At 63.0% G+C, this 24423-nt stretch carries 24 protein-coding genes; 12 read left to right on the top strand and 12 right to left on the bottom strand.

Annotated features, from left to right (window positions below):
* Positions 1–56: 56 nt before the first annotated feature.
* Complete coding sequence (locus AC5ZG1_RS03250) at positions 57–3401, top strand: adenylate/guanylate cyclase domain-containing protein (protein ID WP_496131964.1); 3345 nt, start codon at positions 57–59, stop codon at positions 3399–3401.
* Positions 3402–3546: 145 nt separating this feature from the next.
* The gene (locus AC5ZG1_RS03245; protein WP_456644738.1) at positions 3547–4791 is read left to right on the top strand and encodes a GGDEF domain-containing protein; all 1245 of its coding nucleotides are present in this window, start codon (positions 3547–3549) and stop codon (positions 4789–4791) included.
* Positions 4792–4910: 119 nt separating this feature from the next.
* Here AC5ZG1_RS03245 and AC5ZG1_RS03240 read toward each other — a convergent pair whose 3' ends face one another.
* The 5 genes from AC5ZG1_RS03240 to AC5ZG1_RS03220 form a co-directional block, all read right to left on the bottom strand.
* Positions 4911–5693, bottom strand: coding sequence for a succinate dehydrogenase iron-sulfur subunit (locus AC5ZG1_RS03240; protein WP_028165154.1), 783 nt, complete (start codon positions 5691–5693; stop codon positions 4911–4913).
* Between the two features lie 37 nt (positions 5694–5730).
* Complete coding sequence (gene sdhA / locus AC5ZG1_RS03235; RefSeq protein WP_496131963.1) at positions 5731–7572, bottom strand: succinate dehydrogenase flavoprotein subunit; 1842 nt, start codon at positions 7570–7572, stop codon at positions 5731–5733.
* 3 nt (positions 7573–7575) lie between these two features.
* Positions 7576–7950, bottom strand: coding sequence for a succinate dehydrogenase, hydrophobic membrane anchor protein (sdhD, locus tag AC5ZG1_RS03230; protein ID WP_496132089.1), 375 nt, complete (start codon positions 7948–7950; stop codon positions 7576–7578).
* A 17-nt stretch (positions 7951–7967) separates the two neighbouring features.
* Entirely contained in the window at positions 7968–8366 is a 399-nt protein-coding gene (gene sdhC, locus AC5ZG1_RS03225; protein WP_028165151.1) for a succinate dehydrogenase, cytochrome b556 subunit, read from the bottom strand.
* A gap of 209 nt (positions 8367–8575) precedes the next feature.
* Positions 8576–9499 carry a LysR family transcriptional regulator gene (locus tag AC5ZG1_RS03220; RefSeq protein ID WP_496131962.1) on the bottom strand — a complete coding sequence of 308 codons (924 nt, stop codon included), beginning with the start codon at positions 9497–9499 and terminating at the stop codon, positions 8576–8578.
* An 89-nt stretch (positions 9500–9588) separates the two neighbouring features.
* On the opposite strand from AC5ZG1_RS03220, the gene AC5ZG1_RS03215 reads away from it, so the two are divergent.
* Entirely contained in the window at positions 9589–9843 is a 255-nt protein-coding gene (locus AC5ZG1_RS03215) for a hypothetical protein (RefSeq protein WP_496132096.1), read from the top strand.
* Between the two features lie 17 nt (positions 9844–9860).
* The gene (locus AC5ZG1_RS03210; RefSeq protein ID WP_165435483.1) at positions 9861–10721 is read left to right on the top strand and encodes a sulfite exporter TauE/SafE family protein; all 861 of its coding nucleotides are present in this window, start codon (positions 9861–9863) and stop codon (positions 10719–10721) included.
* A 30-nt stretch (positions 10722–10751) separates the two neighbouring features.
* On the opposite strand, the gene AC5ZG1_RS03205 is transcribed toward AC5ZG1_RS03210, so the two are convergent.
* Complete coding sequence (locus tag AC5ZG1_RS03205) at positions 10752–11249, bottom strand: DUF3658 domain-containing protein (protein WP_496131961.1); 498 nt, start codon at positions 11247–11249, stop codon at positions 10752–10754.
* A 31-nt stretch (positions 11250–11280) separates the two neighbouring features.
* On the bottom strand, positions 11281–12810 hold the full coding sequence (locus tag AC5ZG1_RS03200) for a malonate--CoA ligase (RefSeq protein WP_496131960.1): 1530 nt from the start codon (positions 12808–12810) through the stop codon (positions 11281–11283).
* Positions 12811–12899: 89 nt separating this feature from the next.
* Here AC5ZG1_RS03200 and AC5ZG1_RS03195 point away from each other — a divergent pair, with 89 nt between their 5' ends.
* From AC5ZG1_RS03195 to AC5ZG1_RS03180, 4 genes are all read left to right on the top strand, one after another.
* Entirely contained in the window at positions 12900–13661 is a 762-nt protein-coding gene (locus tag AC5ZG1_RS03195) for an SDR family oxidoreductase (protein ID WP_496131959.1), read from the top strand.
* 287 nt (positions 13662–13948) lie between these two features.
* A complete protein-coding gene (locus AC5ZG1_RS03190) occupies positions 13949–14503 on the top strand; it encodes a fasciclin domain-containing protein (protein ID WP_496131958.1) in 555 nt (184 codons plus the stop codon).
* 183 nt (positions 14504–14686) lie between these two features.
* Entirely contained in the window at positions 14687–15319 is a 633-nt protein-coding gene (locus AC5ZG1_RS03185; RefSeq protein ID WP_496131957.1) for a cytochrome b/b6 domain-containing protein, read from the top strand.
* Between the two features lie 16 nt (positions 15320–15335).
* Positions 15336–16121 (top strand): molybdopterin-dependent oxidoreductase, encoded by a 786-nt coding sequence (locus AC5ZG1_RS03180; RefSeq protein WP_496131956.1) that lies wholly within the window; start codon positions 15336–15338, stop codon positions 16119–16121.
* 218 nt (positions 16122–16339) lie between these two features.
* On the opposite strand, the gene AC5ZG1_RS03175 is transcribed toward AC5ZG1_RS03180, so the two are convergent.
* Entirely contained in the window at positions 16340–17530 is a 1191-nt protein-coding gene (locus AC5ZG1_RS03175) for a YbfB/YjiJ family MFS transporter (RefSeq protein WP_496131955.1), read from the bottom strand.
* 139 nt (positions 17531–17669) lie between these two features.
* Between AC5ZG1_RS03175 and leuB the strand changes: the two genes are divergently transcribed.
* Positions 17670–18782 carry a 3-isopropylmalate dehydrogenase gene (leuB, locus tag AC5ZG1_RS03170; protein WP_456645299.1) on the top strand — a complete coding sequence of 371 codons (1113 nt, stop codon included), beginning with the start codon at positions 17670–17672 and terminating at the stop codon, positions 18780–18782.
* A 118-nt stretch (positions 18783–18900) separates the two neighbouring features.
* Here leuB and AC5ZG1_RS03165 read toward each other — a convergent pair whose 3' ends face one another.
* On the bottom strand, positions 18901–19296 hold the full coding sequence (locus tag AC5ZG1_RS03165) for a hypothetical protein (RefSeq protein WP_208829815.1): 396 nt from the start codon (positions 19294–19296) through the stop codon (positions 18901–18903).
* Between the two features lie 362 nt (positions 19297–19658).
* Between AC5ZG1_RS03165 and AC5ZG1_RS03160 the strand changes: the two genes are divergently transcribed.
* Together AC5ZG1_RS03160 and AC5ZG1_RS03155 are read left to right on the top strand one after the other, a co-directional pair.
* On the top strand, positions 19659–20693 hold the full coding sequence (locus tag AC5ZG1_RS03160; protein WP_496131954.1) for an aspartate-semialdehyde dehydrogenase: 1035 nt from the start codon (positions 19659–19661) through the stop codon (positions 20691–20693).
* 40 nt (positions 20694–20733) lie between these two features.
* On the top strand, positions 20734–21285 hold the full coding sequence (locus AC5ZG1_RS03155) for a TIGR00645 family protein (RefSeq protein WP_130229081.1): 552 nt from the start codon (positions 20734–20736) through the stop codon (positions 21283–21285).
* 44 nt (positions 21286–21329) lie between these two features.
* Here AC5ZG1_RS03155 and AC5ZG1_RS03150 read toward each other — a convergent pair whose 3' ends face one another.
* Positions 21330–21980, bottom strand: a complete 651-nt coding sequence (locus tag AC5ZG1_RS03150; protein WP_496131953.1) for a carbonic anhydrase — start codon at positions 21978–21980, stop codon at positions 21330–21332.
* Between the two features lie 95 nt (positions 21981–22075).
* Between AC5ZG1_RS03150 and AC5ZG1_RS03145 the strand changes: the two genes are divergently transcribed.
* Positions 22076–22954, top strand: coding sequence for an HpcH/HpaI aldolase/citrate lyase family protein (locus AC5ZG1_RS03145; protein WP_028165136.1), 879 nt, complete (start codon positions 22076–22078; stop codon positions 22952–22954).
* A gap of 8 nt (positions 22955–22962) precedes the next feature.
* On the opposite strand, the gene AC5ZG1_RS03140 is transcribed toward AC5ZG1_RS03145, so the two are convergent.
* Together AC5ZG1_RS03140 and leuD are read right to left on the bottom strand one after the other, a co-directional pair.
* Entirely contained in the window at positions 22963–23748 is a 786-nt protein-coding gene (locus AC5ZG1_RS03140; RefSeq protein WP_496131952.1) for a glycosyltransferase family 32 protein, read from the bottom strand.
* 37 nt (positions 23749–23785) lie between these two features.
* Complete coding sequence (gene leuD, locus AC5ZG1_RS03135; protein ID WP_208829809.1) at positions 23786–24391, bottom strand: 3-isopropylmalate dehydratase small subunit; 606 nt, start codon at positions 24389–24391, stop codon at positions 23786–23788.
* Positions 24392–24423: the final 32 nt, after the last annotated feature.

Genomic DNA, 24423 nt, shown 5'->3' with positions numbered 1-24423 from the left:
ACGGCAGTCGTCGCAGTCTGGCGTGCCTCGAGCGACAAGAGACGAGGGCCTCTGCAATGGCGAGGACAACCACCGAGGTTACCGACTGGCTGTGTGGACACGGCTTGGGGCAGTACGCCCAAACCTTCGCTGACAATAATATCGAATACTCCGTCCTTCCGGATCTGACCGACAATGATCTCAGGAAGCTCGGCGTTATTTCGTTAGGCCATCGCAAGAAGCTGCTGAAGGCCATCGAAGCATTGACGGCAGCGAAGTTCGGCATCGCGTCCGCCTCGGTCGTGCCGCAGCGCGAGGCCGAATTCCGTCAGATCACGGTGATGTTCAGCGATCTGGTGGGGTCGACGCAGCTTTCGGAGGCGCTGGACCCGGAGGATCTGCAAAAACTCATTGACGCGTATCGGGGCGAATGCAGCACCGCGATCCGGCGCTACGGAGGAGAGGTCGCGCGCTACTTCGGCGACGGCGCGATGGCGTTCTTCGGTTGGCCCTATGCGCATGAGGATGACGCCGTTCGCGCCACGCATGCGGCGCTGGAGATCGTTTCCAGAGTTGCGACCATTCCAGGGCCGGTCACCCTGACGTGCCGGGTGGGTGTCTGCTCCGGCCCCGTCGTGGTCGGCGAAACCGGAGAGAGCGGCACGTGGTCGATGGACGCGGTGGGCGAGACGCCGAATATCGCCGCGCGTCTGCAGACCCTTGCGGCCGCCAATACGGTGGTCGTTTCGGAATCGACCAGACGGCTTGTTTCGGCTGCGTTTGATTTTCAGGACCTCGGTCTGCAGGAGCTCAAAGGTGTAACTGAATCCGTTCACGTCTATCGCGTGCTCTCGGCAAAGCACACCACGAGCCGCTTCGAGGCGGCGCATGCGGGTTCCCTTACGCCGCTGATCGGGCGCTCGAGCGAGCTTTCCCTGCTGCTCGACAGGTGGCAGAAAGCCAAGGAAGCCGACGGCCAGGTCGTGTTTCTTTCGGGCATTCCCGGAGTCGGGAAATCGAGGCTTCTCCACGAACTGAAATCGCGTGTCGAGGATGAGCCGCACGTCCTGCTTCACCATCAGTGCTCGCCCTATCACAGTCAGAGCGCGTTCTTTCCCGTGATCGAGCAGATCGAACAGGCGGCCCAACTGACGGCTCGCGAGCCCGATACCGACAAGCTTGCAAAGCTCAAGGCCTACCTTCCGCGCCCGATTGACGGCTCGGCAGAGCCGGTCGCCCTGATCGCTAAACTGTTGTCGATCCCGCTGGAAGATGACCTCGAACTGTCAGGACTGACGCCGCGGCAAGTGAAGAACAGGACGATCTCTACGCTTGTCGACATCCTCTTGGCATTTTCCGTCCAGCGCCCGACGCTGTGCATCTTCGAGGATGCGCATTGGCTTGACGCGTCGACCCTTGAGCTGCTCGAACTGGCCACCAGCCGCATCGACCGCGCCCGCGTGCTGCTGATCGTATCCTGCCGGCCCGAATTTCGCCCTGCATGGATCACTCACGCGAACACCACCCTGCACTCGCTCACCCGCCTGTCGCACAGCGAGGTCAGGGCAATGATCCGGGAGCTCCTGAGCGGCGCGAGCATGCCCCAGCCGTTGCTCGACCAGATCGTCGAAAAGGCCGATGGCGTCCCGCTATTCATCGAGGAACTGACAAACAGCACGTTGAGCGCGCCTTTGCGAAGCCGAGGTGCCGTCGAGCGCAAGGCGCAGCCGGCCTTGCTCCGCGTTCCGGACACGCTAAGCGACGCCTTGATGGAACGGCTCGATCGGGTCGCACCGAGCCGGCGGCTTGCGCAGATCGCGGCCGTGATCGGACGGGAGTTTTCCTATGACCTCTTGTCGGCTGCATCGCAGGTCGACGAGGAGGATATGCTGTCGGCGCTCTCATTGCTCGAACGCGCTGATATCATTTACCGGGTCGACGTTTCGCCGTTCGTCCGTTTCGCTTTCAAGCACGTGCTGCTGCGCGATGCGATCTACGACTCCCTGCTCAAAAGCAAGCGGCTGCAGTTTCACGCCGACATCGCGACGATCCTGGAGCATGATTTCCCGGAGCTCGCCGAAAATCAGCCCGAGGTTCTCGCCTATCATCATCAGGAGGCCGGCAATCATCCGCTTGCCATTCGCTGCTGGTTCAAGTCCGGGCAACGCGCGCTAGCGCATTCGGCCAACGTCGAGGCCATCGCCAATTTTCGAAAGGCGCTTCAGCTTCTGAGCGGCCTGCCTGATACGCTCGAGCGGACCAGGCAGGAGATCGACATCCAACTGGCGTTGGGCATACCGCTCATCGCGGTGCAGGGCTATGCCTCCGCTGATACCCGCGAAGCCTTTTCGCAGGCGCGGGCCCTGTGCCTGCGGCTCGGCAATATTCCCGAATATTTCCAGGCGCTGTTCGGGTTGTGGGGAAATTCCTGGATGTCCGGCAAGAATGATGAAGCGTTCGCCATGGCCGATGAGTTCATGTCGCGGGCCCAGGCATTGCCGGACGCCGTGCCGCGCATGGTCGCTCATCGAATGATGGGCAGCACGCTATTGACGATCGGGAACTTTCGATCGTCGGTGGACCATTTCGAGGAGTCGATCAAGCTTTCGATGAACAAGGGCAGGCCGCCGCTATACCATCTCTACATGGTCGAGCCGCAGGCGGCCTCGCTCCTGCTGCTGTCCTGGGACTTGTGGTTCCTCGGCTATCCGGACCGGGCGCTCGCGCGCGTCTCGGAGGCGCTTGCCTTGGCGCGGGATCTTCGCCACCCCTACACCATAGCGTTCGCGCATTACATGACTTCGGTCGTGCACCTGTTGCGCGGCGAGGCCGATCTCGCCTTCGAGAACGCCGAAAAGAGCTTCGAGGTGTCGCGGGAGCAGCGGTTTTCGCTCTATGCAATCCTGTCGCGAATTTCGCGCGGCCGGGCCGTCGGCGACCTCGGCCGGATCGAGGAGGCTCGCGCCGAGATTGCCCGAGGACTCGACGAGGCCCGGCAGAACAATGTCGGCTTCATGCTGCCGATGATGGAGAGCTGGCTTGCGGAGATGCACGCCAAGGCCGGAGAAAATGAATACGCGTTATGGATCGTCGAGCAGACCCTGACCAGTCTCGATGATGTGACCGGCAGGGCATGGGAATCGGAATTGCATCGGCAAAAAGCGCAGCTTCTTCTGGCGATCGACCCCTCGAACATTCTGGAAGCCGAATCGTGCCTGACGAAGTCCATCGAAGTGGCTTGCGGTCAAAGCGCGAAATCCTTGGAGCTGCGCGCCTCGATGGATCTCGCCGAACTCTGGCGCACGCAAGGAAAGCTTGAGGCGTCGCGCGCGCTATTGGAGCCGATCTGCCGCTGGTTCGATGAGGGCGCCGAGACGGCCGACCTCAGAAGGGCGCGCGCCGTTCAAGCTGCGGTGCGCTGATCCTCACGCGCGATGGCCGCGGATGTGGGGAACGGAGGATTTCAAGGTACTGCTTGCACCGACGACGCGCCCTATTGAGGGGAGCAAAGCAAAATGGCAAGGGAGAGGAACAGATCGACTTTCACGGTAGGGGCTTCTCGGCGGTATGTTCGGTTCTCTCGTCCTGCTCGCGCATGGCATCATCTATTTCATTGTCATGGGGAGCATTTTCAGAGCAAGGCAGAGCATTGGAGTTGGTGTTTTTTTCTGCCTCCTCGGCACGATGCACTTCCTCGAGACCTATTTAGCCGCGACCTTCTTCATCGAACTGCCCTTCGGGCTGATCTCGCCGGGGTCCACCGTGATGTTCACGGGCAAGCTCGCCTTTTTCCTGCTGCTTTACATCAAGGAAGACGCCGAGGTGATGCGGCAGCCGATCTACGGCCTCCTGAGCGGCAACATTCTGATGATCGCGCTAGGGCTTCTCCTGCGCCTCTATAGCAATCCGGCGAGCTTGCCAGGCTATAATCCGGATCTCCGCTTCATCGACCAAATGGGCTTGCTCATGGTCTGGGGCAGCCTATTGCTGTTCATCGATCTGATCGCCCTTGTCATCATTTATGAACGGCTTGGAAAATTGGTGACGACCACCGTCCCCGGGCGGATCTTCATCAGCCTGGCGCTTGTGTTGAGCTTCGACCAGGCTTTCTTCTACCTGGGGCTGCATCATCTTACCGGCGTGCCAGAATCGGCATTCTACGGCGGGTGGATCGCCAAGGTCGCCGCGGCTGCCTTCTTCAGCCTCATGATGACCGCATATCTCCGCATCTTTGAACGAGAGCCTCTTCCCGTGCAATCGCGTCGCGCCGCGGACGTGTTCGATCGCCTGACTTACCGGCATCGCTACGAGAAGCTTGCTGAGCGAGTTGGCAGGGATGCGCTGACGGGACTTCAGGATCGTGGGCAGTTCGATGCGAAAGGGGTGGCAATGCTGCAGGCTGCTTCGCAATCGGGCCTGTCGCTTAGTCTCATGATGATCGACATCGACCACTTCAAATCGATCAACGACAGCCGTGGCCACGTCGTCGGCGATGGAGTGATCCGCAAGGTGGCCGAGACGATTGTCGCCTCAAAGCGTGAGGGTGACGAGCTGTTTCGATATGGCGGGGAAGAGTTCGCATTGCTGTGCCCGCAGCTGCCCCCAGGCGCCATGGCGCTGGCAGAACGCATTCGGGCGGCTGTGGCCGACAGCACTCATCCAGAACTGCAGCGGCCGGTGACGGTCAGCATCGGCATCGCCACCTTTCCAACCCATGCCAGGGTTTTTCGGGAGCTGCTCGAGAAGGCGGATGCTGCCCTTTATCGGGCGAAGGCGTCAGGCAGGAACGGGGTTGTCGGCGCGGACGCTTAAATGTTTGATGACCGCTTTCGAGGGTAGATCGGTACCCCGAATGAGCGAAGACGACCCGTGCTTTTGACCCGTGGCGCGAGTTATCGCAGGCCGTCGTCCCTGTAACGTTCGCCGGCGGCTTACATCTGCCGCTCGACCAGCTTCAGTTTGAGCTCGGCGATCGCTTCGGAGGGGTTGAGGCCCTTGGGGCAGGCCTTGGCGCAGTTCATGATGGTGTGGCAGCGATAGAGCCGGAACGGGTCCTCGAGATTGTCGAGCCGTTCGCCGGTGGCCTCATCGCGGCTGTCCGTGACCCAGCGCGTGGCCTGCAGCAGCGCGGCGGGACCGAGGAAGCGCTCGCTGTTCCACCAGTAGCTCGGGCACGAGGTCGAGCAGCAGGCGCAGAGGATGCACTCGTAGAGGCCGTCGAGCTTCTCGCGGTCCTCGTGGCTCTGCTTCCATTCCTTCTGCGGCGTCGGCGTTGTGGTTTTCAGCCACGGCTCGATCGAGGCGTATTGCGCGTAGAAATTGGTGAGGTCGGGGACAAGGTCCTTCACCACCGGCTGGTGCGGCAGCGGGTTGACCTTCACCGCGCCGTCTTTGACGTCGTGCATCGACTTGGTGCAGGCGAGCGTGTTCTGGCCGTCGATGTTCATGGCGCAGGAGCCGCACACGCCCTCGCGGCAGGAGCGACGGAAGGTCAGCGTCGGATCGATGTGGTTCTTGATCCAGATCAGGCCGTCCAAGACCATCGGTCCGCAATCGTTGGTGTCGACATAATAAGTGTCGACGCTCGGATTTTTGCCGTCGTCCGGATTCCAGCGATAGATCTTGAACTCGCGCGTCTCGGTGGCGCCGGCCGGCTTCGGCCAGGTCTTGCCGCCTGAGATCTTCGAGTTCTTCGGAAGCGCGAATTCAACCATGCTTGCAAGCCTTCGCTGTCGTCATCACTACGCGCGATCAGTACACACGCGCCTTGGGCGGGATATACTGCACGTCGTTGGTCATTGTGTAATCGTGCACCGGGCGGAACTCGATCGTGGTGTTGCCCTTCTGATCGAGCCAGGCCAGCGTGTGCTTCATCCAGTTCTTGTCGTCACGATCCGGGAAGTCCTCGCGCGCATGCGCGCCGCGGCTCTCGGTGCGATTGGCCGCCGAATCCATGGTGACGACGGCCTGCACGATCAGATTGTCGAATTCCAGAGTCTCGATCAGGTCGGAATTCCACACCAGCGAGCGGTCGGAGACGGCGATGTCGCCAATGCCGCCATGCACCTTGTGGATCAGGTTCTTGCCTTCCTGCAGCACTTCGCCGGTACGGAACACTGCGCAATTGGTCTGCATCACATGCTGCATGCTGTCGCGCAGCTTCGCCGTCGGCGTGCCGCCCGAGGCGTAGCGGAAATGATCGAGCCGGCCGAGCGCCATCTCGGCGGAATCCTTCGGCAGCTCCGGCTGCTTGGCGTTCGCGGTGAGTTTCTCGGCGCAGCGCAGCGCCGCGGCGCGGCCGAACACCACAAGGTCGATCAGTGAGTTGGAGCCAAGCCGGTTGGCGCCGTGCACGGAGACGCACGCGGCCTCGCCGATCGCCATCAGGCCGGGGACCACCGCATTGTCATCGCCGTCCCGCTTGGTCAGCACTTCGGCGTGGAAGTTGGTGGGGATGCCGCCCATGTTGTAGTGCACGGTCGGCACGATCGGGATCGGCTCGCGGGTGACGTCGACATTGGCGAAGATCCGCGCCGATTCGGAGATGCCGGGCAGCCGCTCCGCCAGCACCTTCGGATCGAGATGATCGAGGTGCAGGTAGATGTGGTCCTTCTTCTTGCCGACGCCGCGGCCTTCGCGGATCTCGATGGTCATCGCGCGCGAGACCACGTCGCGCGAGGCGAGGTCCTTGGCCGATGGCGCATAGCGCTCCATGAAGCGCTCGCCCTCGGAATTGACGAGATAGCCGCCTTCGCCGCGGGCGCCCTCGGTGACAAGGCAGCCGGCGCCGTAGATCCCGGTCGGGTGGAACTGCACGAACTCCATGTCCTGCAGCGGCAGGCCCGCACGCAGCACCATGCCGCCGCCGTCGCCGGTGCAGGTATGGGCCGAGGTGCAGGAGGCATAGGCGCGGCCGTAGCCGCCGGTGGCGAGGATCGTGGTCTGGGCGCGGAAGCGGTGCAGCGTGCCGTCATCGAGCTTGATCGCGATCACGCCGCGGCAGACGCCCTGGTCGTCCATGATCAGGTCGATGGCGAAGAACTCGATGAAGAACTCGGCGGCGTGCCGCAGCGACTGGCCGTACATCGTGTGCAGCATCGCGTGGCCGGTGCGGTCGGCGGCGGCGCAGGTGCGCTGCGCCTGGCCCTTGCCGTAGTCGATGGTCATGCCGCCGAACGGACGCTGGTAGATCTTGCCGTCCTCGGTGCGCGAGAACGGCACGCCCCAATGCTCGAGCTCGTAGACCGCCTCGGGCGCATTGCGCACCATGTATTCGATCGCGTCCTGGTCCCCTAACCAGTCCGACCCCTTGACGGTGTCGTACATGTGCCAGCGCCAGTCGTCCTGATGCATGTTGCCGAGCGAGGCCGAGATGCCGCCCTGCGCCGCGACCGTGTGCGAGCGGGTCGGAAACACCTTGGTGATGCAGGCGGTGCGCAGGCCCGCTTCCGAGCAGCCGACCACCGCGCGCAGGCCGGCGCCGCCGGCGCCGACCACGACGACGTCGTAGGTGTGGTCTTCGATCGGATAGGCTTTGCCGTTCGTGGCCGGGCCACTGCCATTGGTGGCCTTGCAGTTACCTTCAGCGGCCATGGTTCATACTCCCGAGGATAATTTAAGGAGCGCGTAGATCGAGGCCAAGGCCACCGCAGCGCAGAAGAAATTGTTGGCCATGATGCTGGCGAGCTTCAGCCTCTCGTTATGCACATAGTCCTCGATCACGACCTGCATGCCGATCTTCATGTGCCAGGTGCTGGCGACGATGAAGAGCAAGAGGATGATCGCGATCGGCAGCGAGCCGAGGATCTGTGTCGCGCCCGCATGGTTGCGGCCGACCAGCGTCAGGATCACGAACAGCACCGGCACGATCAGCAGCGTCATCGCGACGGCGGTGAGGCGCTGGCGCCAGAAATCGGTGGTGCCGGAATGCGAGGCGCCGAGATTGCGGACGCGGCCGAGCGGCGTGCGCATCGAGGAACGAGAGTCGCTCATCGTCCGCCTCCGATCGCGTAAGCGATGATCCAGATCAGCACCGTGAGCACAATGCCGCCGATCAGCGCGGCCCAGGTGAGGGCTTCCCGTTCATTGGCCTTGAAGCCGTAGCCCAAGTCCCACACGAAATGCCTGATGCCGCTGAGCAGATGGTGCATCAGCGCCCATGTGTAGCCGAACACGATCAGCTTGCCGATGAAGCTGCCGGTGAAAGCCTGCAGATTGGCGTAGGCGCTGGGGCCGGAGGCCGCCGCGATCAGCCACCAGGCGAGCAGCAGCGTGCCGGCATAAAGCGCTATTCCCGTGGCGCGATGGACGATGGAAAGCGCCATCGTCAGGGTCCAGCGATAGGTCTGTATATGGGGCGAGAGCGGTCGTTCGATCCTGGCGGTCATCAGCGACTTTGAGTTTGGTGGGACCGCGGCCGGCCCATCGGGGAGCGCGGTAGATAAATTCTATTTACGGAGTCGAACCTTACAGCGCAACGGCCAAATGCCTGCAAAACGAACGGGTATTCATTGCTACACCATTGATGAAGCAAGCCGATCAGGGGCTTGGTATACCAGGGCGGTCGATCCAGTCCAAGAAGCGAATTCTGATTCCGTTATAAGGCTGCGACTGCATGCGCGCCGAACGGGTCGGCGGCTCGCCATCGCTCAACCAGATAATCGACAAATGCCCTCGTCTTTGGCGACGCAAGCCGCGATGGCTGAAACACGAGGTGCAACGGCGTGGGCGGCGGTTCGTAGTCGGCGAGGATGCGCCGCAAGCTGCCAGCCCTGATATCGGCGTCGACCTGCCACGACGGCACGCGCACAATGCCGGCGCCTTCCTTCGCCGCCGCGGCAAGCGCATCGAGGCTATTCATCCAGAGCCGACCGGATATGCGGATTTTGCGGTCTGCCTTCGTGCTCTCCGCGAAGCGCCACTCGGCGCTGCCGGGTGCATCGGAGAACATGAGACAGTCATGACTAGCGAGGTCGCGCGGCGTCTGCGGCACGCCGTGGCGCGCGAGGTAGGCGGGTGAGGCGCACACGATCATCCTGAGGTCGGCGAATTTGCGCGCGACCAGTTGCGAATCCCGCAAGCGGCCGACACGGATCGCCAGATGGATGTCTTCCTCGACCATGTCGACGGCGCGATCGACCAGCAGCAGATCGACTGACAGCAGTGGATAGCGGCGCAGGAATTCGGCGAGCAGCGGCGCGATCACGAGCCGTCCCATCAGGCTGGGGCAGCTCACGCGAAGTCGTCCCGAGGGCTGGTGGCGGTCGCGTGACAATGCGGCTTCGATTTCCTTGACCTCGCCGAGGATTGATTTCGCGCGCTCATAGAGGATCCGGCCATCATCGGTCAGCGCGAGCTGCCGCGTGGTGCGCAATAGCAGCCTGGTGCCGAAATGCTGCTCCAGCGCGGAGATCTGGCGGCTGACCGAGGTCAGCGAACTCGGGAGCGAGCGGGCTGCCGCCGAGAGGCTGCCCGTCTCCACCGCGCGCACAAAGGTCGCCATGGCCGAAAGCTGGTCCATCCGATCCTTCCGGAATTCGCAAAGGTGACCACCAAAGAGGCTAGATACTCCCGCCTTCGACAAGGGTCTAGGCTTCGGGAAGCCGTCATATGGAGGAATTTGAGATGGGATGGAGTACCGGCTTCGTATCGCATCCCAGGACGATGCGTCTGCTTCACAACCGATCGGCCGATGGCCTGATCGGTCCGGTTGTTTTCGCGGTTACGGGGCTGTTGCTGGATGGGGCCGCGATGCTGGCTCAGGCGGGCGATCGATACCCCTCGGTCTTCGGGGTGGGCCTGATCCTCGCGGCGCCAGCCGTGGCGGCTCTGGCGGCCTTGCGCGTGCAAGGCTGCAGAGACTAAACGCTGGCGCAAGGGACATCATGGCTGGCCTCGATCTTATCGAACTCCTTGAACTCGCATTGCTGCTGATCGCGGTTGGGGCCTTGTCCGGCTTTCTCGCCGGCCTGTTCGGCATCGGCGGCGGCGCGATCCTGGTGCCGGTGTTCTACGAATGCTTTCGTCTGGCCGGGGTGCCAGTGGAGGTGCGGATGCCGCTCTGCATCGGCACCTCGCTTGCCGTCATCATCCCGACCTCGATCAGTTCGTTTCGCGCCCATTACCGGCGTGGCGCTGTCGACATGGAGGTGCTGAAGCGCTGGTGGATTCCGATCGTGCTCGGTGTCCTCGCCGGCAGCGTCACCGCGCGGTTTGCGCCGGAGCGGCTGTTCAAGATCGTGTTCGTGATGGTGGCCTGGTCGGCCGCGGCGCGGCTGTTATTGGCGCGCGAGGGCTGGAAGTTCGGCGACGAACTGCCGAAAGGTCTCCTGATGCGCGTCTACGGCTTCTTCGTCGGCCTGCTCTCGACCTTGATGGGCATCGGCGGTGGCCTGTTCGCCAATCTCCTGATGACCTTCTACGGCCGCCCGATCCATCAGGCGGTCGCGACCTCTTCGGCACTCGCGGTGCTGATCTCGATCCCCGGCGCGCTCGGCTATGTCTATGCCGGCTGGCCGGCGGCGGCGAGCTTTCCCGATGTCCTTGCGCTGCAGGTCCCGTTCGCGCTCGGCTATGTCTCGCTGATCGGCGCCATCCTGGTGATGCCGACCACGCTGGTCACCGCCCCGCTCGGCGTGAAGGTCGCGCATGCGCTATCGAAGCGGGCGCTGGAGATGGCGTTCGGCGCCTACCTCTTCATCGTCGGCGGCCGGTTCGTGATCAGCCTCGTGAGCGGGCAGTAGTTGCCGAACTGCGCTTTCAGCGGCGGACGGTCAGTTCGACGGCTTTTTCCTTACCTCACTATGCCGCCACATGCGGAGATCGCCTTGGCTCTCAATGCAGTCGGCTTCGGCCAATGCGCCGAGCCGCGCAGCGAGAACCTCATCGCTGACCACCAGTCCCAGTTCCCTACACCGATCGAGCGCCCAGCCAATGATCGCCGCCGTCTTGCGCCACTGAGAATGCAGCACCGAAAAGATGATCCCATCGATATCGGCTTCGGAAATCGAAGACGGAAGCGAAACCTCTTCCCAGCGAAGTGTGCTGAGGATGTGCGGAGCCTCTTTATCCGGCGGTCTCAGATCCGGGAATTTCTTGTAGAGCACGAACAGTAGCTCGTAGTACACGGCATCGCCGGCTGCCCCAAGACCGCTGGCGAACATCCTTCGTGCTTCCTCACCGAGGCTGGAGATCGCTCCCTCTGCTCGCTCGAGCGACTCAACAACGTCAAGCAGATATTCGTGAATCTCTTCCGCTTGCTCTCGGTTCATAAGCTCTGTCCCCCGGAGCGGCTGTGCGCCCCTACTTCTTCGAATAAATATCCTTATACGTATCCCGCAAAATATTCTTCTGCACCTTGCCCATGGTGTTGCGCGGCAGTTCGTCGACGATGAACACCCGCTTCGGCATCTTGAATTTCGCCAATCGGCCATCGAGCCCGTTGAGCACCGCGGCTTCATCGATCGTGGCGCCGGGCTGGCGCACCACGACGGCGGTGACGCCTTCGCCGAAATCGGCATGTGGCACGCCGATGACAGCCGATTCGACCACGCCGGGCATGCCGTCGATCTCGGTCTCGATTTCCTTGGGATAGACGTTGAAGCCCCCCGAGATCACGAGGTCCTTGCCGCGGCCGAGGATGTGCACATAGCCCTTGGCGTCGATCTTGCCGAGATCGCCGGTGATGAAGAAGCCGTCGTCGCGAAATTCGGCCTTGGTCTTCTCCGGCATCCGCCAGTAGCCTTTGAAGACGTTCGGGCCCTTGACCTCGATCACGCCGATCTCTTCGCGCGCAAGCTCCTTGCCCGTTTCGGGGTCGGTGACGCGCGCGGAGACGCCGGGCAGCGGAAAGCCGACCGCGCCGGGCACGCGCTCGCCGTCATAGGGGTTGGAGGTGTTCATGTTGGTCTCGGTCATGCCGTAGCGCTCGAGCACGGCGTGGCCGGTGCGCGCGGACCATTCGCGGTGGGTGTCGGCGAGCAGCGGCGCCGAGCCCGAAACGAACAGCCGCATATGCCTTGTCGTCTCTTTGTTCAGCGCCGGATTCTGCAGGAGACGCGTGTAGAAGGTCGGCACGCCCATCAGCACGGTGGCGCGCGCCATCAGCTTGATGATCAGGTCCGGATCGAACTTCGGCAGGAAGATCATCGCGGCGCGCGCGAACAGCGTGACGTTGCTGGCCACGAACAGGCCGTGGGTATGATAGATTGGCAGCGCGTGGATCAGCACGTCGTCCTTGGTGAAGCGCCAGTAGTCGACCAGCGACAGCGAGTTCGAGGCGAGATTGTCGTGGCTCAGCATCGCGCCCTTGGAGCGGCCGGTGGTGCCCGACGTATAGAGGATCGCGGCGAGATCATCATTGCCGCGCGCGACCGTCTTGAACTCCGGGCTCGCTTTGTCGGCGGCCTCCGTCAGCGAGCCCTTGCCGTCGGCACCGAGCGTCTCGACCTTGGCGCCGACTTTCGCCGCGATCGCGCCGATGCCTTCCGCCTTGGAAGGATCGCACACCACCAGCGATGGCTCGGCGTCGCTGATGAAGTAGTCGAGCTCGTTCAGCGTATAGGCGGTGTTGAGCGGCAGATAGATCGCGCCGGCGCGCACGGTCGCGAGATAAAGCACAAGGCCCTGCACCGATTTTTCGGTTTGCGCCGCGACACGGTCGCCGACCTTGACGCCGCGCGAAACCAGCACGTTCGCCATCTGCCCGGTGCGCGCGATCAGGTCCGCATAGCTGATGCGACTGCCGTCGAGTTGCTCGATCGCGAGCCGGCTCGGATCCTCGAGACCGTCGAACAGGCGGGAAAACAGGTTGGCGTTGGCGCTCGTGTTCATGCAACATTCCCTGGAAGGGCGAAAAGGCCGGGAAATCCGGCGAATGGCTTAGCAAAAACGCCCTTTGGAAAGCAACGGAGACAGTTTGCATGACAAATAATGGGAAACGCGTGGCCTGGGTGACGGGCGGCGGCACCGGGATTGGCGAGTCCGGGGCGGAATTCCTGGCGCCTGACGGCTGGACGGTGGTGGTCTCGGGCCGCCGCAAGGAGGAGCTGGACCGGGTGGTCGCCAACATCGCCAAGAAGGGCGGCAAGGCCGAGGCCATCCCGCTCGACGTCAGCAACAAGGACGAGGTCAACAAGGCCGCCGACCAGATCCTCGGCCGTCATGGCCGCATCGACCTCCTGGTCAACAGCGCCGGCATCAACGTGCCGAAGCGGAGCTGGGCCGACATGGAGCTGGAAGGCTGGGACAAACTGGTCGAGATCAATCTCAACGGCGTGCTCTACTGCATGCATGCGGTGCTGCCGGCGATGCGCAAGCAGCAGGATGGCTGCATCATCAACGTAGCCTCCTGGGCCGGACGCCATGTCTCGAAGATGCCGGGGCCGGCCTACACCACGACCAAGCATGCGGTGCTGGCGCTGACCCATTCCTTCAACATGGATGAATGCGCCAATGGCCTGCGCGCCTGCTGCCTGTCGCCCGGCGAGGTCGCTACGCCGATCCTGAAACTGCGGCCGGTGGTGCCGAGCGAAGCCGAGCAGGCCAAGATGCTGCAGCCGGAGGATCTCGGCCGCACCATCGCCTTCGTCGCCAGCCTGCCGCCGCGGGTCTGCGTCAACGAGATCCTGATCAGCCCGACCCACAACCGCGGCTTCATCCAGACCCCCACGAGCAGGGATTAGTCTTTGATCCCCTGTAGCCCGGATGGAGCGCAGCGTAATCCGGGATAGGTGCATCCGCCGATCAAGTGGCCCCGGATTGCGCTGCGCTCCATCCGGGCTACGCACGTCACCCCACGGCCACGCTTGCAGATAGTTTCAGCCATCACGATAAATTATCCCGCGAAACCTCGTCCCAAACCCTCCCGTAGCTGCGGCCAACGACGGCCCAATCGAATAGCCGCACCGTCGTTGCCTTCATCCCCGGCGGCAGCTCCGCCGGTCATTGTTAGCCAAACGGGAGATTGTCCATGTTGAAACGTACAGCACTTCTCGCCGCCGCAGCGTTCAGTGCGCTGGCGTTCACCGCAAGCGTGATGGCGCCGGTTCGCGCCGAGGAAAAGACCGTGATGGTCGGCGGCGCCGCGATGTTCCCGTCCAGGAACATCGTCCAGAACGCGGTCAATTCCAAGGACCACACCACCCTCGTCGCCGCGGTGAAGGCCACCGGCCTCGTTGGCACGTTGGAAGGCAAGGGCCCGTTCACGGTGTTCGCGCCGACCAACATGGCGTTCGGCAAACTGCCGGCCGGCACCGTCGAAACCCTGGTCAAGCCGGAGAACAAGGCGACGCTGACCAAGATCCTGACCTATCACGTCGTGCCCGGGAAGTATGAGGCCTCCAGCCTTGCCGACGGCAACAAGCTCAGGACTGTCGAGGGCGAGGAACTGACGGTGAAGAAGCAGGACGGCAAGGTCTGGATCGGCGACGCCAAGGGCAACTGGTCGACGGTAACGATCTCCAACGTAAACCAGTCCAACGGCGTGATCCATGTGGTCGACACCGTGTTGATGCCTGCCTCGTAACACCGCACGCGCCTGTTTCATCCCCCGACAGGCAGCGTAAGGACCAGCGAGCCGGGGGAAACCCGGCTCGCTTTTTTGTGACCGCGAAGCGACGTGCGTATCGCACTTGTACCAGGTGTCGCGGTAACAAGGCCCCGATCCGGGCGTATAGATCGGTAACGAACCCCGAGCAGGGAAACAGCCATGTCGAGCCTTGCAGTCAGCAACGAGCACGCAGCCTCCGCCAGCACGGGCAAGGTGATCCAGCCGGCCTGGGTGCGGATCGTGCACTGGATCAACGCGGTCGCGATGATCCTGATGATCATGTCGGGCTGGCAGATCTACAACGCCTCGCCGCTGTTCAACTTCACGTTCTCCCGCAGCATCACGCTCGGCGGCTGGCTCGGCGGCGCGCTGCTCTGGCACTTTGCCGCGATGTGGCTGTTGATGGTCAATGGCCTGGTCTATCTTGTCCTTGGCTTCGTCACCGGCCGCTTCCGCAGGAAGCTGCTGCCGATTACCCCTAGCGGCGTGATCTCGGACACCAAGGCGGCGCTGACCTTCAAGCTCTCGCACGACGATCTCGCCAAGTACAATTACGTGCAGAAGCTGCTCTATGCCGGCATTATCATCGTCGGTGTGGTTATTGTGCTGTCGGGGCTGTCGATCTGGAAGCCGGTGCAGTTGCAGTGGCTGACCGCGCTGTTCGGAGGCTACGACGTCGCGCGCTATGTCCATTTCATCTGCATGGCGCTGATCGTGGCCTTCCTCGTCATTCACGTCGCGCTGGCCGTCCTGGTGCCGCGAAGCTTGCGCGCCATGATCATCGGCCGCTGAATTCAGGGAGAGAGACATGGGTCGCATGCGCAAGCTCCTGATCCCCGGCGTCGACAAGAAGCTCCTGGTCAAGGACGCCGTGAAACTGATGCCTGATCTGACACGCCGGCGTTTCATCACCGGCGGCGCCAGCTTGGGGGCGCTGACGCTGCTTACGGGCTGCGACGTCCTCGACAGCTCCTCGGCGGAAACGATGCTGGCGCAGGTTTCGAAGTTCAACGATGCGGTGCAGGCCTGGATGTTCAATCCGAACGCGCTGGCGCCGACCTTTCCGGAAAGCGCCATCACCAAGCCGTTTCCGTTCAACGGCTACTATGATGTCGACGAAGCGCCCGACATCGACGGCAAGGACTGGAAGTTGGAGGTGCGCGGCCTGGTCGAGAACAACAAGCCGTGGACGCTGGAGGAGCTCTACAAGCTGCCGCAGGTCAAGCAGGTCACGCGCCATATCTGCGTCGAGGGCTGGAGCGCGATCGGCAGTTGGACCGGCACGCCGCTGCGCGATTTCTTGAAGCTCGTCGGCGCCGACACCCGCGCGAAATATGTCTGGTTCCAGTGCGCCGACAAGGACGGCTACAACTCGCCGCTGGACATGCCGACCGCGCTGCATCCGCAGACCCAGATGACCTTCAAATTCGCCGACGAGATCCTGCCGCGCGCCTACGGCTATCCGATGAAGATCCGGGTCCCGACCAAGCTCGGCTTCAAGAACCCGAAATATGTGATCTCGATGGAAGTCACTAACGACTACAAGGGCGGCTACTGGGAAGACCAGGGCTACAATTCGTTTAGCGGAAGCTGAGTCTCTCGCTGTCATTCCGGGGCGCGCGCAGCGCGAGCCCGGAATCCATCGAACCGCAGGCGCAAGCGGAGAAATGGATTCCGGGCTCATCGCTTCGCGCTGCCCGGAATGACAGCACCCGTCATTGCGAGCGGAGCGAAGCAATCCATGTCTCCACTTGCCGCACCATGGATTGCTTCGCTCCGCTCGCAATGACGACGCCGGGAAAGCGCGCCTGCCTACGCCGTCACGTCCAGCTTCCTTTGGAACGCCGAGAGGACGGCGCCGAGCGCGAGCATCGCCGCCGATATGTTCAGCGCGAATGACAGGCTGCCGACCGCATCGGTGATCGCGCCGACGACGATCGGCCCGATGGTCTGGCCGATCCCGAACGAGATCGTCAGCGCGGCGATCGCGGTCGGCCAGGACGATGGCGGATAGTTGAAGCGCACGAAGGCGGTGGTCGATCCCACCACCGCGAAGAACGCGACGCCGAACACCAGGGCGGAGACCGCGAGCAACAGCGGCGAGTGTCCGAAAATCGGTAGGCCAGCGCCGATCGCGTTGACGCCGAGGATGATCGTGGTGGCAAGCCCGCCGCGGTTGAGCCCGAGCACGCCTCGCCACACCCACGGCGTCACGAAAGCGCTCAGCCCGATCAGGCTCCAGAAGGCGCTTTGCGCCAGTGCGCCGCCGCCGGCGTCGCGCACATAGGCGATCATGAACGTCATGTAGGCGATATAGCCGGCACCGAACAGGAAATAGCCGCCGAGATAGATCGCAACCGGCGTTATCGCGAACTTCGCCGCTGACTCCTGCCTGGTCATGGCGTCAGAAGGGAAGGATGTGAGCCAGAGCGGAATGGTCATGATGGCCGCAAGCAGCGTCATCGCCCACCACACGATCCACCACGAGCCCGGGCCGAACCATTGCAGCACGAACGGCGCCACCAGTCCCGACAGCAGGATGCCGCTGCCGGGTCCGGCATAGAACAGGCTGAGCAGGAAATTGGCGCGTTCGGGCCGCGTCTGCGCGATCATCGCCGCAAGCGCGCCGCCGCCGACGAAGCCGGCAGCAGCGCCAAGGCCGGCGAGCAGCCGCGCAAAGCTCAGCACCACGTAGTTCGCGGTGATGGCGCAAAGCGCGAGCGACACCACGCAGGCCAGCGTTCCCCAGCGTACCGACGCCACCAGCCCGAAGCGCCGGATCAGCCGTGCGGCGAGCAGCGCGCCGATCAGATAGCCGGCGGCGTTGATGGTGTTCATGAAGCCCGCCGCCGAATAAGACCACGCAAGCTGCTCGCGCATATCAGGCAGCACCAGCGAATAGGCGAAACGGCCGATGCCGAGCCCCGCGGTCGGCGCCAGCGACAGGATCAGAATCAGCCGCGCGGGGTGCGCGGAAGATGGGGGCAGGTCGGGGGCTTTCACTGAGAACTCCGGCAGGGCCGCATTGTGGCAGGCCTGGCCATGCTTGCACAGGCCAACTCCGGGAATGGTGTCTTGCCAACCGCGCAACAGCGCTTTAGCACTCCGCGCGGATTTCCTTAGATCTCAAGGCGAAAACCCCATGGCGACCCACAAGCTCCTGCTCCTGCCCGGCGACGGCATCGGCCCCGAAGTGATGGCGGAGGTGAAGCGCCTGATCGGCTGGCTCAAGGCGGAAGGAATCGCCACCTTCGAGACCGAAGAGGGGCTGGTCGGCGGCGCTGCCTATGATGCGCACAAGGTCTCGATCTCGGAAGGCGACATGACCAAGGCGAAAGCCGCCGATGCCGTGATCTTCGGCGCGGTCGGCGGGCCGAAATGGGACAGCGTTCCCTATGAGGTGCGGCCCGAGGCCGGCCTGCTGCGGCTGCGCAAGGATCTCGGCCTGTTCGCCAATCTGCGGCCCGCCGTATGCTATCCGGCGCTCGCGGATGCCTCCAGCCTGAAGCGCGAGGCGGTCGAAGGGCTCGATATCATGATCGTGCGCGAGCTCACCGGCGGCGTCTATTTCGGCGAACCGAAGACCATCACCGATCTCGGAAACGGCCAGAAGCGCGCCATCGACACCCAGGTCTACGACACCTACGAGATCGAGCGTATCGCCCGCGTCGCCTTCGACCTTGCCAAGAAGCGCCGCAACAAGGTGACCTCGATGGAAAAGCGCAACGTCATGAAATCGGGCGTGCTCTGGAACGAGGTCGTCACCCAGGTGCACAAGCGCGAATACCCCGATGTGACGCTGGAGCATCAGCTCGCCGATTCCGGCGGCATGATGCTGGTCAAATGGCCGAAGCAGTTCGACGTCATCGTCACCGATAATCTGTTCGGCGACATGCTCTCCGACATCGCGGCGATGCTCACCGGCTCGCTCGGCATGCTGCCGTCGGCTTCGCTCGGCGAGACCGATGCCAAGAGCGGCAAGCGCAAGGCGCTGTACGAGCCGGTGCACGGCTCGGCGCCGGATATCGCAGGCCAAGGCCTTGCCAACCCGATCGCGATGCTCGCTTCGTTCGGGATGGCGCTGCGCTACTCCTTCGACATGGGTGCGCTCGCCGACAAGCTCGATGCCGCAATCGCCGCCGTGCTCGCAAGCGGCCTGCGTACCGCAGACATCAAGTCCGAAGGCACGACATCAGCCTCGACCACGCAGATGGGCGAAGCAATTCTGAAGGAATTGCAGAAGCTGCACGCTTAGGTGCAACAGGCACCGGGATTGGTAAGGGTGGGCAAAGCGAAGCGTGCCCACCGCCACGAGCGGAGCGTAAAATGGTGGGCACGGCGCGATGCGCCTTTGCCCACCTTATGCCCTCAGCTCAATACAGCGGGAACCGGGTCGGCTCGCCACCCAAATCCGACGGCGGGTTGAGCGGCTGGCGGTCGATCGGCCGATTGAGGTTTTCCCGCGCGAAGTCCGGGTACCCGAACGGCGACGGGAAGGCGTAGTCCTGGAACTTGCGGTCGCCCGGCAGCACCTCGGTGCCGGCATCGAGCCAGGAGCGGGTGGTCACGAAGACGCGGGTGCGCGGTCCCTGCTGGTAGGAACGGTTGGGCCCCTGCCCTCCGTAAGTGACCCGGCCGTCGCGGTCATACCGGAGCTGGTCCTGACGCCTGCTCTGGGCATCGGCAGGGCTGGCGAGGAGACCGGCCACGGCCGCGGCGGTGGCAAAAAATACCGCGAGCTTGGTCGCAGCAGGAAATTTGGCAGTCATTTCATCCTCGTCACTGTGCCCGCACGCCGGGCTGGCAGATCGCCCATCTGATTTGGCCATATTGTAGCCTTGGCGCAACGGTCGCAACTAGGTCAAATGCGCCACACCCGCGCGCAATAATGCCGCGGGAAGTGCAAAAGTTTCATGAAAACCAGTGCCTTGCCGCGATAACGCCATCATCGAAGGCGCCGCAACCGATGGCGGCCGGCCCCTAAGTGATTACATAGCGTCACGGCGCGAGGCGGCCGGACCAGCAAAGCGCTACGACTAACGTTGTCTTAACGGCGTTTCTCGCATAGAAGCGCTGCGCTTCCTGATCCGCCGGACTGCGCGGGCGAGCATTTTTCCTCGGAGAATGAACGATGGGTTACAAAGTCGCGGTGGTGGGTGCGACCGGTAATGTCGGGCGGGAAATGCTCGGCATTCTGGACGAGCGCAAATTCCCGGCTGACGAGGTGGTCGCGCTGGCCTCGCGCCGCAGCGTCGGCGTCGACGTCTCCTATGGCGATCGGACCCTGAAGGTCAAAGCGCTCGAGCATTACGACTTCTCCGATGTCGACATCTGCCTGATGTCGGCGGGCGGGGCGGTGTCGAAGGAATGGTCGCCGAAGATTGGTGCCGCCGGCGCGGTCGTGATCGACAATTCCTCGGCCTGGCGCATGGATCCGGATGTGCCGCTGATCGTGCCGGAAGTGAATGCGGACGCGGCGGCGGGCTTCACCAAGAAGAACATCATCGCCAATCCGAACTGCTCGACCGCGCAGCTCGTGGTGGCGCTGAAGCCCCTGCACGACAAGGCGACGATCAAGCGCGTCGTGGTCTCGACCTATCAATCGGTCTCGGGCGCCGGCAAGGACGCGATGGACGAATTGTTCTCACAGACCAAGGCCGTCTACACCAATGACGAGCTGATCAACAAGAAATTCCCCAAGCGCATCGCCTTCAACGTCATCCCGCAGATCGACGTGTTCATGGAGGACGGCTACACCAAGGAAGAGTGGAAGATGATGGCGGAGACCAAGAAGATTCTTGATCCCAAGATCAAGCTTTCCGCGACCTGCGTGCGCGTGCCGGTCTTCGTCGGCCATTCGGAAGCCGTCAACATCGAGTTCGAGAATCCGATCTCGGCGGATGAGGCGCGCAACATCCTGCGCAATGCGCCGGGCTGTCTCGTCATCGACAAGCAGGAGCCCGGCGGCTACGTCACGCCCTATGAGGCTGCGGGCGAGGACGCCACCTATATCAGCCGCATCCGCGAGGACGCGACGGTGGAGAACGGGCTCGTGCTGTGGTGCGTGTCGGACAATCTGCGCAAGGGCGCCGCGCTGAATGCGGTGCAGATCGCCGAATGCCTGATCAACCGCAAGTTGCTCACCGCCAAGAAGAAGGCGGCCTGAGAATAGCGGCGAATGGTGAATGACCGGGGAGCCGGAATCGATGACCGACGAGCCGGTTCCCTATCGACCTGATCCCAGGCTGAAACGCGTTGAGATCGGCTTCGAAAGCCTGATCTTCAACAGTCGCTGGCTGATGGCGCCGTTCTATTTCGGTCTCGTCGTCAGCCTCGCCGTGCTGCTCTACAAATTCGTCGCGCTGCTGTGGGAATTCATCCTGCACGTGCCGTACGCCAAGGAATCCGACATCATCCTCGGCGTGCTCTCACTGATCGACGTGTCGCTGACCGGCAATCTGATCCTGATCGTGGTGTTCTCGGGCTATGAGAACTTCGTTTCCCGGATCGATCCCGCCGGCCATCCGGACTGGCCGGAATGGATGACCAAGGTCGATTTCGGCGGCCTGAAGCAGAAGCTGCTGTCCTCGATCGTGGCGATCTCGGCGATCCAGGTGCTGAAGGCCTTCCTGAACATTGATGCGATCTTCGACGCGCAGAAGCTCGGATGGCTGGTTGGCATCCACCTGGTGTTCGTGATCTCGACCCTGATCCTGGCGTTGTCGGACCGCTGGGGCGCCGGCCACGGGGCGGATTAGGTTGATTGGCGAATAGGGAGTAGCGAATAGCGAGTGGAATTACGCTACTCGCTACCCGCCATACGCGCACTCACGAATTCCTTCGTCGTCCGGTCGAGCACGAACAGCGAGCCTTCGGCGACGCCGAAATAGGCGCCGTGCAGGTTCGTCTCACCCTTCTGCACCCGCTCGCGCACGAACGGGAACGTCATCAGGTTCTCCAGCGAGCGGAACACCGCGGCTTTCTCGATCCGGATGGTGAAATCCTGCATCGTCTCGTGCTCGCGCTGCTCGACTATCTCGCCGGGCTTGATGAACATCTGCATCCATTTGCCGATGAAGTCGCCGGGCGACAGCGGCTGGATTTTATCGATAAAGGCGCGGATGCCACCGCATTGGGCATGGCCAAGCACGACGATGTGCTTCACCTTCAGCACGTTGACGGCATATTCCAGCGCAGCCGAAACGCCGTGAGCGCCGCTGTCGGGCTGGTAGACCGGAACCAGGTTGGCGACGTTGCGCACCACGAACAATTCGCCCGGCCCGGCGTCGAAGATCACTTCCGGCGAGACGCGGGAATCGCAGCAGCCGATCACCATTACTTCGGGTGACTGGCCGCGCACGGACAATTCGCGGTAGCGGGATTGTTCCGTGGGCAGCCGCTGCGTGGCGAAAGCCCGGTAGCCGTCGAGCAGATTTTTCGGGAAGAGCTCCATGCCCTTGCCTAACCACAAGCCGATGACCGGAACAAGTCTTTCGGAGCGATGGCCGAAATGATAGGCGGGATGGAAACGACCGAAAGGAAACGACCATGACCCGTCCGCGCCGCAGCCTGTTGTTTATGCCCGGATCCAACGCGCGGGCGCTGGAGAAAGCGCGCAACCTGCCGGCCGACGGTCTCATCCTCGACCTCGAGGATTCGGTGGCGCCGGACGCCAAGGGCCTGGCGCGGGACCAGATTGCTGCGGCTGTGGCGGCCAAGGGCTTCGGCAAGCGCGAGGTGCTGGTCCGGATCAACGGCCTGGACACGCCGTGGTGGGTCGACGACATCGGCATGGCCGGCAAGGCGCAGCCCGACGGCATCCTGGTTCCCAAGGTCTCCAGCGTCGACGACCTCAATGCGATTGCCGACCGCCTGAGCGACATCAACGCGCCTGCCTCGATCCGGGTCTGGGCCATGATCGAGACCGCGCGTGCGGTGCTGCATGCCGAGGAACTCGCCGCGGCCTCAAAGGATTCCGAGACCCGGCTTGCCGGTTTCGTGTTCGGCCCGAACGACATTTCGCGGGAGACGCGGATCAAGATGCAGCCGGGCCGTGCGATCATGATTCCGATGATCACCCATTGCATCCTGGCGACGCGCGCGCACGGATTGGAGATCCTCGACGGTCCCTATAGCGATTTCGCCAATGTCGATGGCTTTGCCGCCGAATGCGCACAAGCGCGCGATCTCGGTTTCGACGGCAAGACACTGATCCATCCGGGCCAGATCGAAGCCTGCAACGCGATCTTCACCCCGCCGGCGGAAGAAGTCGCGGAAGCCCGCAAGATCCTCGCCGCGTTCGACAAGCCGGAGAATGCCTCGCGCGGCGCGATCCAGATCGACGGCCGCATGGTGGAGCGACTCCACGCCGAGATGGCGCGCCGCACGATCGCAATCGCGGATGCGATCGCAGCAATGAAGGGTTGAGACGACGGTTAGCGAAATTTTTCCGCCGCCCACGCGTAGAGACTGCCCGGGATCGGCGCTTCGCGGCCGCGGCCTTTCGGCGAGATGTGCAGGCCGATGACGTCGGGGTTGCCGAGCAGTTTCGAGAAGTCGCGCGGTTCGAAGAACAATTTCGGCTCGGCGTGCACGGCGTAAAATGACTGCTTCGGCAGGGCGTATTGCAACTCCCCTGCGCGGCGGGCGAGCGCGGTGATCGCCGGCGGGCCGTAGAGCGAGATCCGGATGTCGGAGAGACGGTCGGAAACGCCGCGCAGGCGTCGCAGCGCGAAGACGACGCGATGACGAAGCGCGAGCCACTCCGGCGTCAGCTCCTCCTGCTTCATCAATCCTTCGAAGGCGCGCACGATCGGATCGTCCGGTGGCAGATAAAGCACGGAGTTGCCGAGCTGGCGCGGCCGCTCCCACGCAAAGTAAGGCTTGGCCGAATCGATCTCGATCGGCTTCAGCAGCAGCACATCGGCATCGAGCCAAACGCCGGCGCGCTCAGTCATCAGCCGCATGCGGAAGAAATCGCTGAACTGCAGGATGGTCCAGCCGTGCCAGCTCCCGTCCGGCCCTGGCGGGCGCAGTTTCTCGGAGAACGCATGCGGCAGGATTGCCTCGGCCTCCGCATTGCCGACGCCGTCGGGCAGGCCGGGCAGCGGATCGAAACTGTAGACGGTGACCTTGTGACCGGCCGCGACCTGCGAACGCAGGCAGGTCAGCCGCAGCCGGTCGAGCGGACCGTGCCAGAAGCTAACGACGTCCGGACGCATGCGCCGTCCCTCTAGAGCATGATCCGGAGCGGAAAGATCAGGCCCAGGCGCGCTCGCGGCTGGCCTTGGCCTCGTAGTCGTCGATGGACGACTTCTTCTCCATCGTCAGCCCGATATCGTCGAGACCGTTGATCAGGCAGTGCTTGCGGAACGGGTCGATCTCGAACTTCACGGCGCCGCCGTCGGGACCGCGGATTTCCTGGTTCGCCAAGTCGATCGTCAGCGTCGCATTGGCGCCGCGCTCGGCGTCGTCGAACAGCTTGTCGAGGTCTTCCTGGGCAACGCGGATCGGCAGGATGCCGTTCTTGAAGCAGTTATTGTAGAAGATGTCGCCGAACGAGGTCGAGATCACGCAGCGGATGCCGAAATCGAGCAGCGCCCAAGGTGCGTGCTCGCGGCTCGAGCCGCAGCCGAAATTGTCGCCGGCGACCAGGACCTTGGCATTGCGATAGGCCGGCTTGTTCAGCACGAAGTCGGGATTCTCGCTGCCATCGTCCTTGTAGCGTTGCTCCGAGAAGAGCCCCTTGCCAAGGCCGGTGCGCTTGATGGTCTTCAGGTACTGCTTGGGGATGATCATGTCGGTGTCGACATTGATGATCTTCAATGGCGCCGCGACGCCCTCCAGCTTGGTAAATTTTTCCATCGATCGCACTTCCCGGTTCAAGGTGGGAGAGG

This window comes from Bradyrhizobium sp. Leo78, from assembly GCF_059512425.1.
This window is presented reverse-complemented; position numbering and strand designations above follow the sequence as displayed.

Excerpts from the sequence above, each read along its gene's own strand:
- AC5ZG1_RS03250 (WP_496131964.1), top strand. The coding sequence starts at position 57 with ATGGCGAGGACAACCACCGAGGTTACCGACTGGCTGTGTGGACACGGC.
- AC5ZG1_RS03245 (WP_456644738.1), top strand. The coding sequence starts at position 3,547 with ATGTTCGGTTCTCTCGTCCTGCTCGCGCATGGCATCATCTATTTCATT.
- AC5ZG1_RS03240 (WP_028165154.1), bottom strand. The coding sequence starts at position 5,693 with ATGGTTGAATTCGCGCTTCCGAAGAACTCGAAGATCTCAGGCGGCAAG.
- sdhA (WP_496131963.1), bottom strand. The coding sequence starts at position 7,572 with ATGGCCGCTGAAGGTAACTGCAAGGCCACCAATGGCAGTGGCCCGGCC.
- sdhD (WP_496132089.1), bottom strand. The coding sequence starts at position 7,950 with ATGCGCACGCCGCTCGGCCGCGTCCGCAATCTCGGCGCCTCGCATTCC.
- sdhC (WP_028165151.1), bottom strand. The coding sequence starts at position 8,366 with ATGACCGCCAGGATCGAACGACCGCTCTCGCCCCATATACAGACCTAT.
- AC5ZG1_RS03220 (WP_496131962.1), bottom strand. The coding sequence starts at position 9,499 with ATGGACCAGCTTTCGGCCATGGCGACCTTTGTGCGCGCGGTGGAGACG.
- AC5ZG1_RS03215 (WP_496132096.1), top strand. The coding sequence starts at position 9,589 with ATGGAGGAATTTGAGATGGGATGGAGTACCGGCTTCGTATCGCATCCC.
- AC5ZG1_RS03205 (WP_496131961.1), bottom strand. The coding sequence starts at position 11,249 with ATGAACCGAGAGCAAGCGGAAGAGATTCACGAATATCTGCTTGACGTT.
- AC5ZG1_RS03200 (WP_496131960.1), bottom strand. The coding sequence starts at position 12,810 with ATGAACACGAGCGCCAACGCCAACCTGTTTTCCCGCCTGTTCGACGGT.
- AC5ZG1_RS03195 (WP_496131959.1), top strand. The coding sequence starts at position 12,900 with ATGACAAATAATGGGAAACGCGTGGCCTGGGTGACGGGCGGCGGCACC.
- AC5ZG1_RS03190 (WP_496131958.1), top strand. The coding sequence starts at position 13,949 with ATGTTGAAACGTACAGCACTTCTCGCCGCCGCAGCGTTCAGTGCGCTG.
- AC5ZG1_RS03185 (WP_496131957.1), top strand. The coding sequence starts at position 14,687 with ATGTCGAGCCTTGCAGTCAGCAACGAGCACGCAGCCTCCGCCAGCACG.
- AC5ZG1_RS03180 (WP_496131956.1), top strand. The coding sequence starts at position 15,336 with ATGGGTCGCATGCGCAAGCTCCTGATCCCCGGCGTCGACAAGAAGCTC.
- leuB (WP_456645299.1), top strand. The coding sequence starts at position 17,670 with ATGGCGACCCACAAGCTCCTGCTCCTGCCCGGCGACGGCATCGGCCCC.
- AC5ZG1_RS03165 (WP_208829815.1), bottom strand. The coding sequence starts at position 19,296 with ATGACTGCCAAATTTCCTGCTGCGACCAAGCTCGCGGTATTTTTTGCC.
- AC5ZG1_RS03160 (WP_496131954.1), top strand. The coding sequence starts at position 19,659 with ATGGGTTACAAAGTCGCGGTGGTGGGTGCGACCGGTAATGTCGGGCGG.
- AC5ZG1_RS03155 (WP_130229081.1), top strand. The coding sequence starts at position 20,734 with ATGACCGACGAGCCGGTTCCCTATCGACCTGATCCCAGGCTGAAACGC.
- AC5ZG1_RS03150 (WP_496131953.1), bottom strand. The coding sequence starts at position 21,980 with ATGGAGCTCTTCCCGAAAAATCTGCTCGACGGCTACCGGGCTTTCGCC.
- AC5ZG1_RS03145 (WP_028165136.1), top strand. The coding sequence starts at position 22,076 with ATGACCCGTCCGCGCCGCAGCCTGTTGTTTATGCCCGGATCCAACGCG.
- AC5ZG1_RS03140 (WP_496131952.1), bottom strand. The coding sequence starts at position 23,748 with ATGCGTCCGGACGTCGTTAGCTTCTGGCACGGTCCGCTCGACCGGCTG.
- leuD (WP_208829809.1), bottom strand. The coding sequence starts at position 24,391 with ATGGAAAAATTTACCAAGCTGGAGGGCGTCGCGGCGCCATTGAAGATC.